Origin of the sequence: Aquamicrobium sp. (genome assembly GCF_023954335.1) — a bacterium.
Lineage (GTDB): Bacteria > Pseudomonadota > Alphaproteobacteria > Rhizobiales > Rhizobiaceae > Aerobium.
The window spans coordinates 774961-790385 of sequence record NZ_JAMLIE010000002.1 but is presented as its reverse complement, the minus strand read 5'-3'; the positions used below and the strand labels follow the sequence as shown (position 1 = coordinate 790385).

The following is a 15425-nucleotide window of genomic DNA, read 5'->3' as shown; positions in this document are numbered from 1 at the left end:
AGAGAGAGCGCCGTCCGGCCTTGTTCCCCCAATCTCACTGGAGATCAAACGCCGTGACGACCGACCTCGCCACACGCCAGCTCGCCACCATCGTTCCCGAGGACCGCCGCGAAAAATTCCTGCCGGTCCTGTTCGGGTTTCAATTCCTGATCGCAGCGGAAAACACGGTCTATACCTTCATGGAACGCCTCTGCCCCCGCGACTATGGCGGCGGCTTCTGGGCGTTCTACGAATACCGGGGCCAGCCGCTGTTCCTCGCGCCGGACAGCGATCGCCGGTTCCGCATCGAGGGCACGATCACCCACTATCGCGGCGAGGTGTCGGCCGAGGCTGCCGGCATCATCGCCACGCTGTTCACGCTCTCGCATCTCTCGCTCAAATATGAGTCGAGGCATCTGTCGGACGGCTACCATCGGCTTCTCGCCTACACGAAAGATCATCCCGAGGCATCCGCGATCCTCGCGGTCATAGACTGACCCCCCAAAAGCGCCCTGCCACACCGCAGGGCGCTTTATTCATGCCCGCCTGGCCGCCGTTGCCGGCGGCGAGAGGGAGAGGAAGGCCGGTTTGGCCGTGACGGGTAGGAAGGCGGGAGAGAGCTTCCGCCGCCCGTCGCGGAGGCTTGCCCGATGAACCCTGACCATCACACCAGCTTCAGAAAGATCGGCGACGTTCTCGCCCGGCAGGTAATGCCGGAGCTGCATCACGCGGCGAGGTTTCCGCTGCGCGTGAGCTATATCGGCGTGGCCGGCTTCGACGGCTGCGACGAGGCCGACAGCTTCGAGCGCGTGGTCGACCTCGGCGTGTTCGCCTCGCCGGAAGCGGCCATGTCCGACGCCAGCCTGCGCGTCGCGCGTGGAGACATCCGCATCGGCACGGACGAGACGCTGCGCTTCCGGCCCCGGTTCGCCGCCATCCTCGACCGCGAACGCGCCCTGGTTCTCGCCGGCGCGATCCGGGCCGGGATCATCCTCTGGCAACAGCCGGTCGGCTCGAACGCGGAGGCGCGCCGGGTCGTTGCCGATGCCAGCCGCCTGCGCGGGCGCGCCTTCGCCGCCGAAGATCGCGGCGAGCGAGTCTCGGCCCGCGAGTTTCGCTTCTGCGCGGCAATGCTCGAGGCCCGGCTGGTCGATCTCGCCTGGCGCGAGACCGCCGCCGACCTGCTGCGGCTGCCGCAGGCCGCATGATCTTCATCCCCGATTTCCATCCCTTCCCCGGCCGCTTGCCGGGCTTTCACCAATGGAGTTTCCCATGCCCAAATTCGTCGTCAGCAAGGGCCACGACGCCTTCGCCTATTACGAAACCGTCATCGAGGCCGACACGCCCGAACAGGCGCGAAGCCTCGCCCGGAGCGTCCATTACGATGGCGAATGGCTCGCCACCGGCTATGTGCAGGAGTTCGACGACTTCGAGATCGACGAGCTTGGCGGCGTTCGCCTGCTCGAAGATGGCGAGGCCGTCGAGGCGTTCGTGAGCCTCGCCGTCACCGCCGAGGAGCGCGATGCGGCCCTGGCGGGCCTTCGCCTCCTTCAGCTCGCCCTTGCGCGGGGAGACATCGACCCGGCGCTCACGAGCATCCTCACCAATGACGGCGCACATGCCGGCCTCGGTCCCGCCCGGATCGACGCCTTGTGCGAGCGCATCAACGTCTAGGTGGCGGCCATGTATGCCACCTATCTCCGGCTCGGCGTCCTGGTCTGGCACGGCGAGCGCGCCGTCATCCGCGCCGCTCGCGGCAGGCTCGCACGATCCGCTCTGCGCGATCCCGCCAGGCGGGACGCGCGCAAGCGGTTCTACCGCGAGATGCTCCGTCACCACGCCGATGCCCAGCGGCTCGCCGCGCAATCCCGTCAATCCTCGCCCGGCCTCGCGCCGGGCTTTCTCGTTTCAGGAGGCTCCCATGCCCCACTACACGATTGAAACCGCCTATCATCTGCCATGCTACCGGCATCGCACCTATCGCGCGAACACTGTCGCAGATGCCTGCCGCAAGGCCATCGAGGACAACAATTGGTCGGCCAGCAAGCTCGACCGCGAGTGCGTCGGCGAGACCTTCGTTTCGGGCATCTGGCGCGGCGCCGGGCCAGCCTATGCTTCCACGCCGATTCCGGTGCCCTCGCATTTCGAGGAATCCATCCAGCGCAGGGCGAGGCAGTTCGAGATCCTGCATGGCCTTCTCAAGATGCTCCTCGCCGACGTCCGGGCCGGCCGGGCATCGTCCGACGAATGGATCGAGCGCGCCGCCTCGGCCGTGGCGCGCGGCGAGGCGATCATAGCGGACGCACGCGATCCGGGCGAACCTGCCGGGCACGGCTCTCCATCGAGGGAACGGACATGATGCGCTGCCATGCGCCGGCGCAGCGCGAGGTCAGCCCGACCCTGCACTGACCCGATCCCGTCTTCCCCCGATCCGCCCCGACCAACGCGCCGGGGTTTCTCGTTTCAGGAGCCCGACATGGCCAATTACTACACCCACTTCTCCTGCCTGCTCGACGTCGGCACACCCGACAATGCCGCCCAGGCCCTCGACCTCTACAATCGACTGTCCGAGGACAACGCGGCCGAAGACCCGCCTTCGGAGGGCTTCCTTTTGTCGATCCAGCCCGAGCATGGCGGCACGAAGCTCTGGATGCGCGATGACGTCACCGGCGATCCCGAGCACGTCATCCAGTTCGTCAAGCGTTGTGCCGCCGCCTTCGGCCTGACCGGCAGATGGGGCTTCCAATACGCCAACACCTGCTCGACGGCGCGCGTCAATGCCTTCGGCGGAGGCGCCCACGTCCTCGATCTCGCCACCGGCGAGACCGTGGCCTGGACCTACACCGACGGCTGGCTGGCCACGGTTCTGGATGGAGGCGATCCCGATGCCTGAGATCGTCGAAATCACCGTCTATCGCCTGCACGAGCTGTCCGATGACGCCCGCGAGAAGGCCCGCGCCTGGTATCGGGAGGGCGCTTTCGACCATGATTGGCACGAGTTCGTCTTCGAGGACTTCCGGCAGATTGCGGAAATCCTCGGCATCCGCCTCAAGACGCGCCCCGTCCAGCTCCATGGCGGCGGGACGCGCGGGAAGCCGTGCATCTGGTTCAGCGGTTTCTGGTCGCAAGGCGACGGCGCGTGCTTCGAGGGCCGCTACGAATATGCGAAATCCGCGTCGGTGGCCATTCGCGCCCATGCGCCCCGCGACGGCGAGCTTCATCGCATCGCCGACGCGCTCAAGGCCGTGCAGCGGCGCAACTTCTACCGGCTCTATGCCGACATCGGCCATCGCGGGCGCTACCACCACGAAGGCAGCATGGAGATCGTCGTCAGGCGAGACAGCCCCGTTTGGCAGGACATGACGGCCGACGCGGAGGATTGCGTCGCCGAGGCGCTGCGCGACCTCGCCCGCTGGCTCTATCGCCAGCTCGAAAGGGAGTATGAATTCCAGACCTCGGATGGGCAGGTCGACGAAGCGATCGCGGTCAACGAATACACCTTCACCGAAACCGGACGCCGCTTCGGATGATCGCCGGTCAGGTCGAGCATGACAGGGAGGGGCAAGGGCCGGGAACGAGGGGCGCGCTTGCCCTGCGAAACTCGCCTCCACCCCGGCCTGTCGGCTACCCGGCGGGCGCCGCTCCGGCCGCGGTTCGCCCGGCAGCGGCGCCATGCTTCGGACCTGCGGCGGCCGCCGCGACGACGACGGTGTTCCTGCCCTGCCGCTTGGCCGCGTAGAGCAATTGGTCGGCCTCTTCCATGAGCGGCTCGAACGCGCTGGCCACATGGGGCGGCACGATCAGCGCGCCCATGCTGAAGGTGACGGGCCGGCCGGTCGCCGCCAGCGCCTCGGACACGCGCGCATGCAGGTCGCGCGCAAGCTGCCTCGCTTCCCTTTCCGATCCGACCTGCAAGGCCAGGCCGAACTCGTCGCCGCCGATGCGGCCGATCCGGTCGCTGCGCCGAATCTCCCCCATAAGATTGACCGAGAAATCCCTCAGCACGGCATCGCCGGCGGCATGGCCCCGCGCGTCGTTCAACTGCTTGAAGCCGTCGAGATCGAGGACCGCGAGCAGCATGGTCGTCCGCGATGCCCGGCCCCTCGATAACAGGAACGCCGCCTCCTGCCCGAAGGCGCTCTTGTTGAGAACGCCGGTCATCTGGTCCTGGCGCGCTGATGCGAGCGTGCGGTCATAGAGCCGTCGGAAGCTCAGGACGAAGGCCGCGACGGTGGAATAGGCCAGGGTTCGCGCGACGGCACTAGCGACCAGCTCCAGAAAGAGCGGCGTGCCGTAGCTCAATTGAGCCTGGAAGAAGAGGAGCGCGACGATGCCCGTCGTCACGGTGACGGCGTGAACCGGCTGCAACGTCCAGCAGGCGAGCGCCACCGGGATGATATAGAGCGCCCGGAAATTGACGGATTCGGTCGCGGCCGAGAGGTCGAACGTCGTCAGGACAGCGATCGCGCCGACGACCATTATCCATTTCTGCCAGCTCTCGCAGCGGATCAGCCACAACGCGGCGGCCTCGAAAGCGTCAATCGCCGCGTCGAGCTTGCCTGGCGCGCGGTCGCCTCTATCCGATGTCACATCACGCCCCTCCGTCGGGACTCCGTTGCATTGCTGTTCGGCGCGTCGCACCAATGACGACTATAATAGCCGGAGTTGGCTGAACATCCCGTAAACCCACCCCGCGAAATTTGACCATCCGCCCCCACGGACCACGCGGGGGCTGTCGGAGCTGGCCAATCGCTGCGCGCCGTCGCGCGGCCTTGGCAATCCCGTTCGTCGGCAGAGGGAGAGGAAGGCCGGGAAGGGTTTGAGCCTGCGCGGTCGAGAGAGAGCGCGGCGCGGGCTCGATCCTATTCCGCTCTCCCGAGGTTCCCACCATGTCCATGACTTCCGCATCCGCGGCGGCATCCGCCGCCGCTTCGCTTCCGCTCGGCCCCGACACCGACACCGCCGCCAACGTCTTCGCTGCCGCCGGCCTGCTGCTGCCCTATCTCGAACGCGGGCAGCGGATCGACGCCGCCATGCTGCGCGGCGCGATGGAGACCGCCTTCGGCGCTTCCGACGCGGCCGGAGCATGGGACTGGAAAACGGCCTACGAGGCTTGCGAGGCCGCGACGGTCCTCTTCCTGCGCAAATACGGAAAGACGCTTTTGCGCAAGTCCGGCTCGGCGTCCCACAGCCTGCCCATGCTCGAAAAGATCGCGGGCCTTCTCCCCACCCACACCCGCCGCTCCGAAGAATCGCAGATCTTCCAGCAATTCTCGACGCCGATCCCGCTCGGCCTGGTCGCGGCGACGGCCGCCGCCGTCACCCCGGCCGATCGCGTGCTCGAACCCTCGGCAGGCACCGGCCTTCTCGCGATCCTGGCCGAGATCGCCGGCGGCAACCTCGTGCTCAACGAACTGGCCGACATGCGGGCCGGCCTTCTCTCCTCCCTCTTCCCGGCGCTCTCCGTCACCCGCTACGACGCGGCCCAGATCGACGATCACCTCGACGCGGCCCTGGTGCCGTCCGTCGTGCTGATGAATCCGCCGTTCTCGGCGCTGGCCAATGTCGAGGCCCGCACAGCCGACGCGACATTCCGCCATGTCGCATCGGCGCTGGCGCGCCTCGCGCCCGGCGGCCGGCTGGTGGCGATTACCGGGGCGAACTTCGCACCCGACAATCCGGCCTGGGCCGATGGCTTCACCCGTCTGCAGGAGCGCGGGCGCGTCGTCTTCTCGGCCGCGATCGACGGCTCGGTCTATGCCAAGCATGGCACCACGATCGCCACGCGGCTCACCGTGATCGACAAGCGGCCGGCCGAAGACCCGGCAATCTTCCCGGCCGCTCCGGGCGTCGCGCCGGATGTCGCCACGCTAATGGCCTGGATCGCGGGCCATGTTCCCGCCCGCCTCGCCGTCGAGCTGCCCGGCATGCCCGTCCCCTCGTCGGCCTCGACCGCGCCGCGCACCGTGCGCGCATACATCAACCGCGCCGCAAGGGTCGTGCGCCCCGTCGCGCCGGCCGAACCGGAGGCTGTCCCGCTCGAATACGAGACGCAGGACTGGCACGCCGCCGAGGGCGGCCACATCAGCGATGCGATCTACGAGGACTATCGCCTTCAGGCCATCCGTATTCCCGGAGCGCAGGCCCATCCGACCCAGCTCGTGCAGTCGGCCGCCATGGCGAGCGTCGCGCCGCCCAAGCCGAGCTATCGGCCGCATCTGCCGAAGAACGTCCATGCGCTCCTGTCGGACGCGCAGCTCGAAACCGTCATCTATGCCGGCGAAGCCCATTCGGACCATATCCCCGGCGCCTGGACGGTCGACGACACGCTCGACGTCGTGTCGGTCGCCGCCGAGGATGCCGAGGACGCCGTGCAGTTCCGCCAGGGCTTCATGATCGGCGACGGCACCGGCGTCGGCAAGGGCCGGGAATCGTCCGCCATCATCCTCGACAACTGGTTTCAGGGGCGGCGCAAGGCCGTCTGGATCTCGAAGTCCGACAAGCTCGTCGAGGATGCCCAAAGGGATTGGGGCGCGCTCGGCATGGAGCGTTTTCTGATCGTGCCGCTGTCGCAGTTTCCACAGGGACAGCCGATCACGCTCGATGAGGGCATCCTATTTACCACCTATGCCACGCTGCGCTCCGACGCCCGCGGAGCAAGGGTTTCCAGGGTCGAGCAGATCGTCCAATGGTTGGGAAAAGACTTTGATGGAGTGGTCATTTTCGACGAGGCGCATGCCATGCAAAACGCTGCCGGCGGCAAGGGAGAACGCGGTGACGTCAGCCCGTCCCAACAGGGCCGCGCCGGGCTGCGGCTGCAACACGCCCTGCCCAACGCCCGCATCGTCTACGTCTCGGCAACCGGCGCGACCACGGTGCATAACCTCGCCTATGCGCAGCGCCTCGGCCTCTGGGGCGGCGAGGATTTTCCGTTCTCGACCAGAGCCGAGTTCGTGGAGGCGATCGAGGCCGGCGGCGTCGCGGCCATGGAGGTTCTCGCCCGCGACCTGCGCGCGCTCGGCCTCTACACGGCCCGCTCCCTGAGCTTCGCCGGTGTCGAATACGAGCTGCTGGAGCACGCGCTGACCCCCGAGCAGACCCGCATCTACGATGCCTATGCCGGAGCCTTCGCGATCATTCACAACAATCTGGACGCGGCGATGCAGGCCGCCAACATTACCGGCTCCTCCGGCACGCTGAACCGGCAGGCGAAATCGGCGGCGCGCAGCGCCTTCGAGTCCGCCAAGCAGCGGTTCTTCTCGCACCTCCTCACCTCGATGAAGACCCCGACGCTGATCCGCTCGATCACCGCGGATCTGGACGCGGGCCATTCGGCCGTCATCCAGATCGTCTCGACCGGCGAGGCCCTTATGGAGCGGCGGCTGGCCGAACTGCCCACGGAGGAATGGGGCGACGTGCGCGTGGACATCACTCCGAGGGAGTATGTTCTGGACTACCTCGCCCATTCCTTCCCGGTTCAGCTCTACGAGCCGTTCACCGACTCGTCGGGGAACCTGTCCTCGCGCGCCGTCATGCGCAACGGCCAGCCGGTCGAAAGCCGCGAAGCGGTCGCCCGCCGCGACGCCCTGATTGCCAAGCTCGCCAGCCTGCCGCCGGTTCCCGGCGCGCTCGACCAGCTCATCCAGCACTTCGGGACGGATACCGTCGCCGAGGTGACGGGCCGGTCGCGCCGCATCGTGCGCAAGGCCGGCAACGGCGTCACCATCGACCGGCTCGTGGTCGAGAACCGGGCAGCTTCGGCCAACCTCGCCGAAACCCAGGCGTTCATGGACGACGCCAAGCGCGCCCTGGTCTTCTCCGATGCCGGCGGAACCGGGCGCTCGTATCACGCGGAACTGTCGGCGAAGAACACGAGGCTGCGCGTCCATTATCTCCTCGAAGCCGGCTGGAAGGCGGACACCGCCATCCAGGGGCTCGGCCGCACCCACCGGACCAACCAGAAGCAACCGCCGCTGTTCCGGCCGATCTCGACCAATGTGAAGGCCGAGAAGCGGTTCTTGAGCACCATCGCGCGCCGCCTCGACACGCTGGGCGCGATCACGCGCGGCCAGCGCCAGACGGGCGGCCAGGGTCTGTTCCGGCCCGAGGACAATCTGGAATCGCACTACGCGCGCGATGCGCTGCGCCAGCTCTATCTCCTTCTTGTCCGCGGCAAGGTCGAGGGCTGCTCGCTCGAACGGTTCGAGGCCGCGACCGGCCTGAAGCTGATGGACGACAACGGCATCAAGGACGATCTGCCGCCGATCACCACGTTTCTCAATCGCTTGCTCGCGCTGACGATCGAGCTTCAGGGCGTTCTCTTCACCGTGTTCGAGCAGCTCCTGACAGCGCGCATCGAGGGCGCGATCGCGTCCGGCACCTATGATACCGGGCTCGAAACGCTGCACGCCGAGAGCTTCGTCGTCACCGACCGCCAGACGATCTACACCCATCCGCGCACCGGCGCGGAAACCCGCCTGCTCACGATCGCCGAGCGCCAGCGCAACCGGCCGGTCTCGCTCGAGGCTGCGCTTTCCGAACTCGCCGATTTGCGCGCGCGGCTCCTCGTCAACGAACGGTCGGGCCGCGCCGCCGTGCAGATCCCGACCACTTCGGTCATGCTCGATGACGGCGAGGTCGACCGGCGCATCCGGCTGATCCGGCCAATGGAAGCGCACAACATCCCGATCCGGCTGATGGCCGGAACCGGATGGGTCGAGGTCGAGCGCGACGCCTTCGCCTCGGCCTGGGTGGCCGAGGTCGCAACCGTCCCGGAGTTTTCCGAAAGCACCCTGCATATGGTGACGGGCCTGCTCCTGCCGATATGGAAGCGTCTGCCGCACGAATCCACCCGCGTCTATCGGCTCCAGACGGACGCCGGCGAGCGCATCATCGGCCGCCGGGTCTCGCCGGCCTGGGCCGCGCAGGCCACCGAAACCGGCGTCACCACGCTCGCGCCGGAGGACGCCTTCGCCGCGCTGACGGACGGCCGCACCGTCCTCGATCTCGCCGAGGGCCTCCAGCTTCGCCGCGTTCGCGTCATGGGCGCCCATCGCATCGAGCTGTCGGGCTTCACCGACACGATGCGCGATCGCCTGACGGCCTATGGCCTGTTCCACGAGATCATCTCGTGGAAGCTCAGGATGTTCGTGCCGACCGATGCGTCGGGCGTCGACGTGCTCGCCCGCGTCCTCGACCGCTGGCCGGTCGAGCGCATCGGCGAGCGGGAGGCGGCGTAATGTCAAGGCTCGACGCCTCCGAACTGGCGATCCGTCTCGGCCGAAGGGCCGAGGCGGTATGCCGGCACTACCTCTCCAATGGTCGCCGCGAGGGACGCTACTGGCTCGTCGGCGACATCAACAACACGCCCGGCCGCTCCATGTATGTGCGGCTGACCGGCCCCGACTCCGGCAAGGGGGCGGCGGGAAAATGGACCGATGCGGCCGTGCCCGATGCACATGGCGATCTCCTCGATGTCATCGCGGCGGCGATCGGGCGCAACGACTTCCGCGACGTCGCCGCAGAGGCGCGGCGCTTTCTGGCCTTGCCCGATCCCGATCCGCCGGAACGGTCCAACGACGACCGAACACCGGCCCCGTCAGGATCACGCGAGGCGGCGCGACGGCTCATTGCCATCTCCCAGCCTATCCGGGACACGATCGCGGAGACCTATCTGCGCGGTCGCGGCATCACCGCCCTGCACGATCTCGGCAGCCTGCATTTCCATCCCGGCTGCTACTATCGTCCCGAAGGCTCGCGCGTCACCCAGGCGCTTCCGGCGATGGTCGCCTCCGTCACAGACCTCCGGGACACGATCACCGGCGCGCATCGCACCTGGCTTGCCCCCGACGGAAGCGGCAAGGCAGCCGTCGAAACCCCGCGTCGGGCGATGGGCGAACTTCTCGGCAACGGCGTCCGGTTCGGTCGGTCGGGCGTCGTCATGGCTGCTGGCGAGGGCATCGAGACGGTGCTGTCGGTCCGCTCGGGCCTGCCCCGCATGCCGATGATCGCCGCGCTCTCTGCGGCTCACCTCGCCGCCATCCTGTTCCCGGCAGGACTGCGCCGGCTCTATGTTGTGCGCGATCGAGACCCGGCCGGCGACGGTGCGAGGGACAGCCTGATCGCCAGCGCAAGCGAGGCCGGGATCGAGGCGATCGGGCTCGCGCCACGCGGGGGCGATTTCAACGACGATCTGCGCGATGGCGGCATTGATGCTCTCGTGGCGGCGCTGAAGGACCAGCTCCACCCCGACGATGCGGTCCGTTACCTCTGCGGTTGAGCGAACCTGATCCGCGATGGGCGACGCGACCGGCGCGATCTCGTCGGGTCGTGAGGACCCGTTGTCACCATGTCGGAGAGGCCGGCGACCTTGGCCTTCTGAGAGGGCGAGCGGCCCACAAACGGGCCGGACAGGCAATGGCCGCGTCCGGCTAATTTCCGCCGGCGGGGGCGAGCCCCGCCTTTGCAGCGCGAAACAAATTAGCCGGACCCGGCCATCAAGGCCCCCGCGAAGGCGCGGGGACTGCCAGACCGTCCCGCCCGTGGGCTTTCGTCGCCATGAAGGCCGCGGCGGTCGCGGCTTCCCGAACACGGAGGCACCCGAGATGACCCACAACGACGACGATTTCGAGCCGGTCCACACCTCGTCCCCCACCGATCACGTCCTCAACGAATTGCAGCTATACGGCTACCGCCCCTTCGAGGATGAACCCGATCCGCGCCCCTTGCCCGAAGGCAACATGGTCGCAACCGCCGTCGCAGACATCTTCGACGCCCTGGTGGCCACGCTCGGCGAGACCCGCCTCGAACCCGACCTTGACGAACTGCTCTGGGGCCAGGTCAACCTGTTCCACCGCGCCGTGAGCCGGGTCGAACGCGAGCTTGACGACAACGAGCAGGCCCAGCGCCGCCTTCAGCGGGAGCAGGACGGCAGCGAGGTGAAATCCGTCGAGCTGGAGCGGCTCACGGCCGAAGGGCAGAGCATGATCGAGCGGCGCGACGCCTTCGAGCTGATGCGCGATCTCGCCAGCGATTGCTTCGAGCGCCAGACCGGCACGCCCTGGCGTCCGCGCAGCGGCTCGATGGTCAACCATCGCAACCTCACCGCCGCGGTGGTCGACAGCCGGGATTTCCTTGCCGCCAAGCGTCGGGCCGAAACCGAGCTGATGCTGCCCGCCGGCCCGGTGATCGTGGTCTCCGGCGGCACCGACTTCAACGACCATCACCTCATCTGGGCGAAGCTCGACCAGGTTCGGGCCAAGCACCCGACGATGGTGCTGATGCACGGCGGCTCGAAATCCGGGGCGGAGAAGATCGCGGCCCGCTGGGCCGACAACCGCAAGGTCACGCAGATCCCGCTGCCGCCGGACTTCAAGAAATACCCGGCGAAGCAAGCGCCCTACAAGCGCAACGACGTGATGCTCGAAACCCTTCCGGTCGGCGTTCTCGTCTTCGGAAACGGCGGCATCCAGGGCAACATCTATGACAAGGCCCGCAAGCTCGGCATCCCCGCCAAGCAATACGAGGGCGGCGCGTGAGCGCCGCCTTCCCCCGGCCGCTCCCGAGCGGCCGGTTTACCGCCGTCCCGCGAACCGACAGGCCGCAGGACTTGACTGCAACGCCGGCCGCAGTATCAAATACTTGCAGCGAGACCAGGCGAAACAGCTCAGACCCAGGCGGTGCATAGCGCAGAGACGGCCTGTCAACAGTCCATCGACCGTGGAGGCTATCATGACGCTTATCCTGCTTGCGATCTCCGCAATCATCACCTTCTGCTTCATCGCCTGGCATCTGGCGATCTTCGCCCTGCCGTTCATGGTCGGGCTGACCGCGTTCCAATGGGTCTATGCGAGCGAGGCCGGTTTCGTCTGGTCCGGCCTTGCCGCACTCGGCGCGGCCCTCGCCTCGGTGGTTCTCGTCATCGCCGTCGTCGGCCTTGCCCGGAATCTCGCCGTGCGCCTCGTGGCACTCGCCGTCTTCGCGGTCCCGGCCTTCCTTGCCGGTTATGCCCTGATCTACGGCATCCTCAAGCACGGCACCGATTCCGCGCTCCTGCTCAACTCGGCCGGCATCGTCGCCGGGCTCGTCATCGGCATCGCGGCGATCGTCAATCTCAACGCCCTCGGCGAATCCGCGCTGTCCCGTTAGCCGGCGGCGGGCCTTCGGCCCCGCCCCGCCGGCACGGTATTGTCGGCGGGACCGCCGCGCTAGGGCGCGCGGCAATCCCACATTCCTCTGGGAGCATCGGATCGGTCCCGAAAACCGGACCCACTTTTCGGTCCGATGCTCCCGGAACGAAAGGGGGGCACAGCCGCCCCTCTCGCGCTCTCCCCAAGGGTGCAGGGCGAGCCCCGCCCCCTTCGACCCCCACCCATGAAAGGGGGTGCGCCACCCCCTTCCAAACCATCCCCATTCCGATACGGACACGGCGTCTGGTCGACGCCGTGGTTGCTCCTCTCTCTCTGACGTCCGATCATGCGCGCGGCCATCCGGTGTAAAGGACGTCGCGGCACCTCCAATTTTCAGTTCCGTCCGAAGACGTTCGCAACAGAAAATCGGTTCCTCCGCTCGCCGCATGGCGGCCGCTTGCGCGGTCCCTGACACCTCTGCCCGCCAGCGCAGACTCCTTCCGTCAGAACGAAAAGGAGACATTTATGCCTAAGCTCGACTTCCTCGATTTCAGCGAGAAATTCACCAGATTTGCGACCGAGGTTCGCGCGAACCGCACCAGATGCGACACACGCTTTGCCCAGGTCGTCCACGTCCGGCTGGCCGATGCACTCGACCGCCTTGCCGGATACTGCCGGGAAGGCCATCAGGCCGAAACGATGCTGCGGACAGAGGCCGATCCGGCCGCCCGCGAGGCACTCGAGGAGACCATCAACTTTTGCGTGGGCGATCTCGAAACCAGCGGCGGCGGATTCTATCCGTGGCACCTGCTGGACCGCATCGACCCCGAGATGGATTGGGGCGGGTACATAGATCCCAGCGCGGAGATGTGGTGCCCCAGCCCGATCCCGGCGAGGTTCACCGTCGACGACAAGCACCTTTGCGGCCTCGGTGAGATCATCAAGCGGATCGCCGCCGATACCGGCATCCGCTTCACCACCTATCTCTACTACGATTGCATCGGACCGGAAGGAGCGGGTGGCCTCGATCCCGAGATCTACGAGAAGCCCCTCGGCAACGACCTATACCGATAGCCTCGACGAGGCGGCGGGCGGCGCAAGCCGCCCGCCGCCTTCTGCATGTGCTGCCAGCCATGCCAGCCGGAGCGACCGGCCGGCATCGCCTGCGAAAGAAGGGCGCGCCCCTCCTTCGCGCATCCTCCCCTGGAAAGGGGTGTCACACCCCCTTCCAGGCCATCCCCGGATCTAGCGTGCATCGCCTTCGGCGATCATCCTGCTCTCGATGTCAGGGGAAAGAAAACTCCGCCCTCTCTCCCCAGCAAGGCCACGCCGCCGGTGTCCCCGTCCTTCCGCGCTGCGCTTGTGCAGGCCGGGTGATCCCCCTCCGCCGCCCCGGCCTTGCCCCCCTCTCACCCGCTGCTCCGCGCGAACTCGGGAAGCAGGAGCGGGCGCCTGCTTCCGCAGAATGACCCGGCTTCGCCATCGAGAGGACTTCGACATGACCGATTTCAATCCCACTGCGCTTCTGCAATCCATCAAGCGTCTGCGCCATAGGGCGCTGCTCGGCCGCGACGACAGCACGACCACCTTCATGCGCAACCTCTATGGCCGACTGCTCGACAAGCTCGATCTGATGGCCGCCGATCTTGTCGACGAGATCGCAACCTTCGAGGAACTGGACCGCGACCGAAAGGCGTCCGAGGCTGGCGAGTCGTTGTTCTATTTCTACTATATCTGCACACCCTTCGAGCGCAGATGGATCGAGCACGGCCCGATTTCGGTGCTGGACGACATCACCATCTTTGCCCGTATCGAAGATGACGCTTGCCTCATCGACCTGAACTATACCGAGGTTCCGGCCACCGAGCTGGGCGAACTGCCCGCGCTGCTCGAGGCGATCCGGCAGGAAACCGGCGTCACCTTCATCGCCGCCCGCGTCTGAACCGATGGAGGGCAGGCCACGCCTGCCTTCCTTCATCATCGCGGAACGCCGGACAAGCCGGGGGCGACCATCGCCTTGGTGAAGGGAAAAGGGGGGCAAGCCGCCCCTCGCAAAGCTCACCCCCATGAAGGAAGGGCATGGCCCCTCCTTCAAACATCCTCCCCTGGAAAGGGGTGTAACACCCCCTTCCAGACCTTCCCCGCTCCAATGCGGTCGCGGCCCCTCGTCGGGGCCGCGGGCTACCTCTCTCTCTGACGTCCTATTTTACGCCAGGCCATCCGGTGTAAATGATGATCGGCACCTCCAATTTTCCTCCGCCGGCCCATGGCCGACTCCACAAAATCGGTTCCTCCGATCCCCGCGAAGCGGCCGCTTGCGCGGTCATTGACACCTCTGGCCTACAGCGTGGCCCACCTTTCGTCAGAAACGAAAGGAGAACTTTATGACCTATCGCAAGATCATCACCATCGACGGCGGCAGCGCGCAATACTGGAGGGACCGGAAGGAAGGCTTCCGGCTCATCCGCGAGGCCGAAGAGGCCATCGAGCACCTGAAGCACGAGCCGATGTATATCCGCGGCAGGTGGGACGACGAATACGGCGACTTCGAGCCGGTCGAAAATCTCGCCCCATTCGACAGGGTGGATGAGGCGATCGCGGCGATCGAAGCCAATGAGACGGCGGTGAGTATCCTCATCGCGCAGCGCCGCACCTGCATCGGCGACTGGAAGGTCCGCGCGGTGATCTACGCGCTGGCGAGGATCGACGGGGACGACCCGGAGAGCGACTACGAACTGCTGCACGGCCCGGACTGATACGGTTCGGCCAGCGACAGGCGGCTTCGGCCGCCTGTCGCCTTTGCTTTGATGTCCTTGCGATTCCGGCCGGATCGACCGGCCATCCTCGCATACGAAAGGGGGCCGAACGCCCCCTCTCGCGCTCACCCCATGAAGGGGAAGGGCCTTGCCCCTCCCCCTCAAACACCCCTACCCATGGGAAGGAGGGACGGTTCCCTCCACCTCCTTCCCAAACCCTTCCTCCCCTCCCGGAAGATGCTCGGCCGGCCGCTTCGACAACGGGATCGGAACGCCGGTGATCTGCCGAACCTCTGGGTTTCCGATCACTGGAGCCATGCCGTCGAGAATGAATTGCGTCGTCGCTTTCGTTCTTCTGCGTCGACGGCGACGCCCGCGTGCTGAGCGAGACCGTCGTGTGGCCCGGAACGCGCCATACGGCCCAAACGGTCGAACCTGTCGCGGCCTTCCACCGGGCGCATGAACGAAGGCCCTTCCGCACGGCAGCGTTCTCGAATCCGCCGTGAGCGTGGCGCGATGCCATAGGGTCTCCGGCGATAGCCCGGCACTTGACCCGTCGACA

General features: G+C 66.9%; 14 protein-coding genes and 1 pseudogene. 14 read left to right on the top strand and 1 reads right to left on the bottom strand.

What is annotated here, in order from left to right; genetic code table 11:
• Positions 1 to 53: 53 nt before the first annotated feature.
• The 7 genes and pseudogenes from M9945_RS16495 (at position 54) to M9945_RS16465 (ending at position 3509) form a co-directional block, all read left to right on the top strand.
• Positions 54 to 476, top strand: a complete 423-nt coding sequence (locus M9945_RS16495) for an antirestriction protein (protein ID WP_367945451.1) — start codon at positions 54 to 56, stop codon at positions 474 to 476.
• A 153-nt stretch (positions 477 to 629) separates the two neighbouring features.
• Positions 630 to 1187, top strand: a complete 558-nt coding sequence (locus M9945_RS16490; protein WP_367945450.1) for a hypothetical protein — start codon at positions 630 to 632, stop codon at positions 1185 to 1187.
• A gap of 64 nt (positions 1188 to 1251) precedes the next feature.
• A complete protein-coding gene (locus M9945_RS16485) occupies positions 1252 to 1653 on the top strand; it encodes a hypothetical protein (protein ID WP_367945449.1) in 402 nt (133 codons plus the stop codon).
• A 9-nt stretch (positions 1654 to 1662) separates the two neighbouring features.
• A pseudogene (locus M9945_RS16480) lies at positions 1663 to 1851 on the top strand (hypothetical protein); the annotation flags it as partial.
• A gap of 49 nt (positions 1852 to 1900) precedes the next feature.
• Positions 1901 to 2338, top strand: a complete 438-nt coding sequence (locus tag M9945_RS16475; RefSeq protein WP_367945448.1) for a hypothetical protein — start codon at positions 1901 to 1903, stop codon at positions 2336 to 2338.
• A gap of 117 nt (positions 2339 to 2455) precedes the next feature.
• Entirely contained in the window at positions 2456 to 2872 is a 417-nt protein-coding gene (locus M9945_RS16470) for a hypothetical protein (RefSeq protein WP_367945447.1), read from the top strand.
• The gene (locus tag M9945_RS16465) at positions 2865 to 3509 is read left to right on the top strand and encodes an antitoxin of toxin-antitoxin stability system (RefSeq protein WP_367945446.1); all 645 of its coding nucleotides are present in this window, start codon (positions 2865 to 2867) and stop codon (positions 3507 to 3509) included. Before M9945_RS16470 ends, M9945_RS16465 begins: the two co-directional genes overlap by 8 nt.
• A gap of 94 nt (positions 3510 to 3603) precedes the next feature.
• Here M9945_RS16465 and M9945_RS16460 read toward each other — a convergent pair whose 3' ends face one another.
• On the bottom strand, positions 3604 to 4569 hold the full coding sequence (locus tag M9945_RS16460) for a GGDEF domain-containing protein (protein WP_367945445.1): 966 nt from the start codon (positions 4567 to 4569) through the stop codon (positions 3604 to 3606).
• A 299-nt stretch (positions 4570 to 4868) separates the two neighbouring features.
• Here M9945_RS16460 and M9945_RS16455 point away from each other — a divergent pair, with 299 nt between their 5' ends.
• The 7 genes from M9945_RS16455 (at position 4869) to M9945_RS16425 (ending at position 14863) form a co-directional block, all read left to right on the top strand.
• Positions 4869 to 9218 carry a strawberry notch-like NTP hydrolase domain-containing protein gene (locus M9945_RS16455; RefSeq protein WP_367945444.1) on the top strand — a complete coding sequence of 1450 codons (4350 nt, stop codon included), beginning with the start codon at positions 4869 to 4871 and terminating at the stop codon, positions 9216 to 9218.
• On the top strand, positions 9218 to 10258 hold the full coding sequence (locus M9945_RS16450) for a toprim domain-containing protein (RefSeq protein ID WP_367945443.1): 1041 nt from the start codon (positions 9218 to 9220) through the stop codon (positions 10256 to 10258). Before M9945_RS16455 ends, M9945_RS16450 begins: the two co-directional genes overlap by 1 nt.
• A gap of 325 nt (positions 10259 to 10583) precedes the next feature.
• Positions 10584 to 11516, top strand: a complete 933-nt coding sequence (locus M9945_RS16445; RefSeq protein WP_367945442.1) for a DUF2493 domain-containing protein — start codon at positions 10584 to 10586, stop codon at positions 11514 to 11516.
• 193 nt (positions 11517 to 11709) lie between these two features.
• Positions 11710 to 12126 carry a hypothetical protein gene (locus M9945_RS16440; RefSeq protein WP_367945441.1) on the top strand — a complete coding sequence of 139 codons (417 nt, stop codon included), beginning with the start codon at positions 11710 to 11712 and terminating at the stop codon, positions 12124 to 12126.
• A 506-nt stretch (positions 12127 to 12632) separates the two neighbouring features.
• On the top strand, positions 12633 to 13181 hold the full coding sequence (locus tag M9945_RS16435; protein WP_367945440.1) for a hypothetical protein: 549 nt from the start codon (positions 12633 to 12635) through the stop codon (positions 13179 to 13181).
• A 424-nt stretch (positions 13182 to 13605) separates the two neighbouring features.
• Positions 13606 to 14049, top strand: a complete 444-nt coding sequence (locus tag M9945_RS16430) for a hypothetical protein (RefSeq protein WP_367945439.1) — start codon at positions 13606 to 13608, stop codon at positions 14047 to 14049.
• A gap of 442 nt (positions 14050 to 14491) precedes the next feature.
• The gene (locus M9945_RS16425) at positions 14492 to 14863 is read left to right on the top strand and encodes a hypothetical protein (protein WP_367945438.1); all 372 of its coding nucleotides are present in this window, start codon (positions 14492 to 14494) and stop codon (positions 14861 to 14863) included.
• Positions 14864 to 15425: the final 562 nt, after the last annotated feature.

Coding starts and splice junctions, on each gene's coding strand:
- M9945_RS16490 (WP_367945450.1), top strand. CDS start 630: ATGAACCCTGACCATCACACCAGCTTCAGAAAGATCGGCGACGTTCTC.
- M9945_RS16485 (WP_367945449.1), top strand. CDS start 1,252: ATGCCCAAATTCGTCGTCAGCAAGGGCCACGACGCCTTCGCCTATTAC.
- M9945_RS16475 (WP_367945448.1), top strand. CDS start 1,901: ATGCCCCACTACACGATTGAAACCGCCTATCATCTGCCATGCTACCGG.
- M9945_RS16470 (WP_367945447.1), top strand. CDS start 2,456: ATGGCCAATTACTACACCCACTTCTCCTGCCTGCTCGACGTCGGCACA.
- M9945_RS16465 (WP_367945446.1), top strand. CDS start 2,865: ATGCCTGAGATCGTCGAAATCACCGTCTATCGCCTGCACGAGCTGTCC.
- M9945_RS16455 (WP_367945444.1), top strand. CDS start 4,869: ATGTCCATGACTTCCGCATCCGCGGCGGCATCCGCCGCCGCTTCGCTT.
- M9945_RS16450 (WP_367945443.1), top strand. CDS start 9,218: ATGTCAAGGCTCGACGCCTCCGAACTGGCGATCCGTCTCGGCCGAAGG.
- M9945_RS16445 (WP_367945442.1), top strand. CDS start 10,584: ATGACCCACAACGACGACGATTTCGAGCCGGTCCACACCTCGTCCCCC.
- M9945_RS16440 (WP_367945441.1), top strand. CDS start 11,710: ATGACGCTTATCCTGCTTGCGATCTCCGCAATCATCACCTTCTGCTTC.
- M9945_RS16435 (WP_367945440.1), top strand. CDS start 12,633: ATGCCTAAGCTCGACTTCCTCGATTTCAGCGAGAAATTCACCAGATTT.
- M9945_RS16430 (WP_367945439.1), top strand. CDS start 13,606: ATGACCGATTTCAATCCCACTGCGCTTCTGCAATCCATCAAGCGTCTG.
- M9945_RS16425 (WP_367945438.1), top strand. CDS start 14,492: ATGACCTATCGCAAGATCATCACCATCGACGGCGGCAGCGCGCAATAC.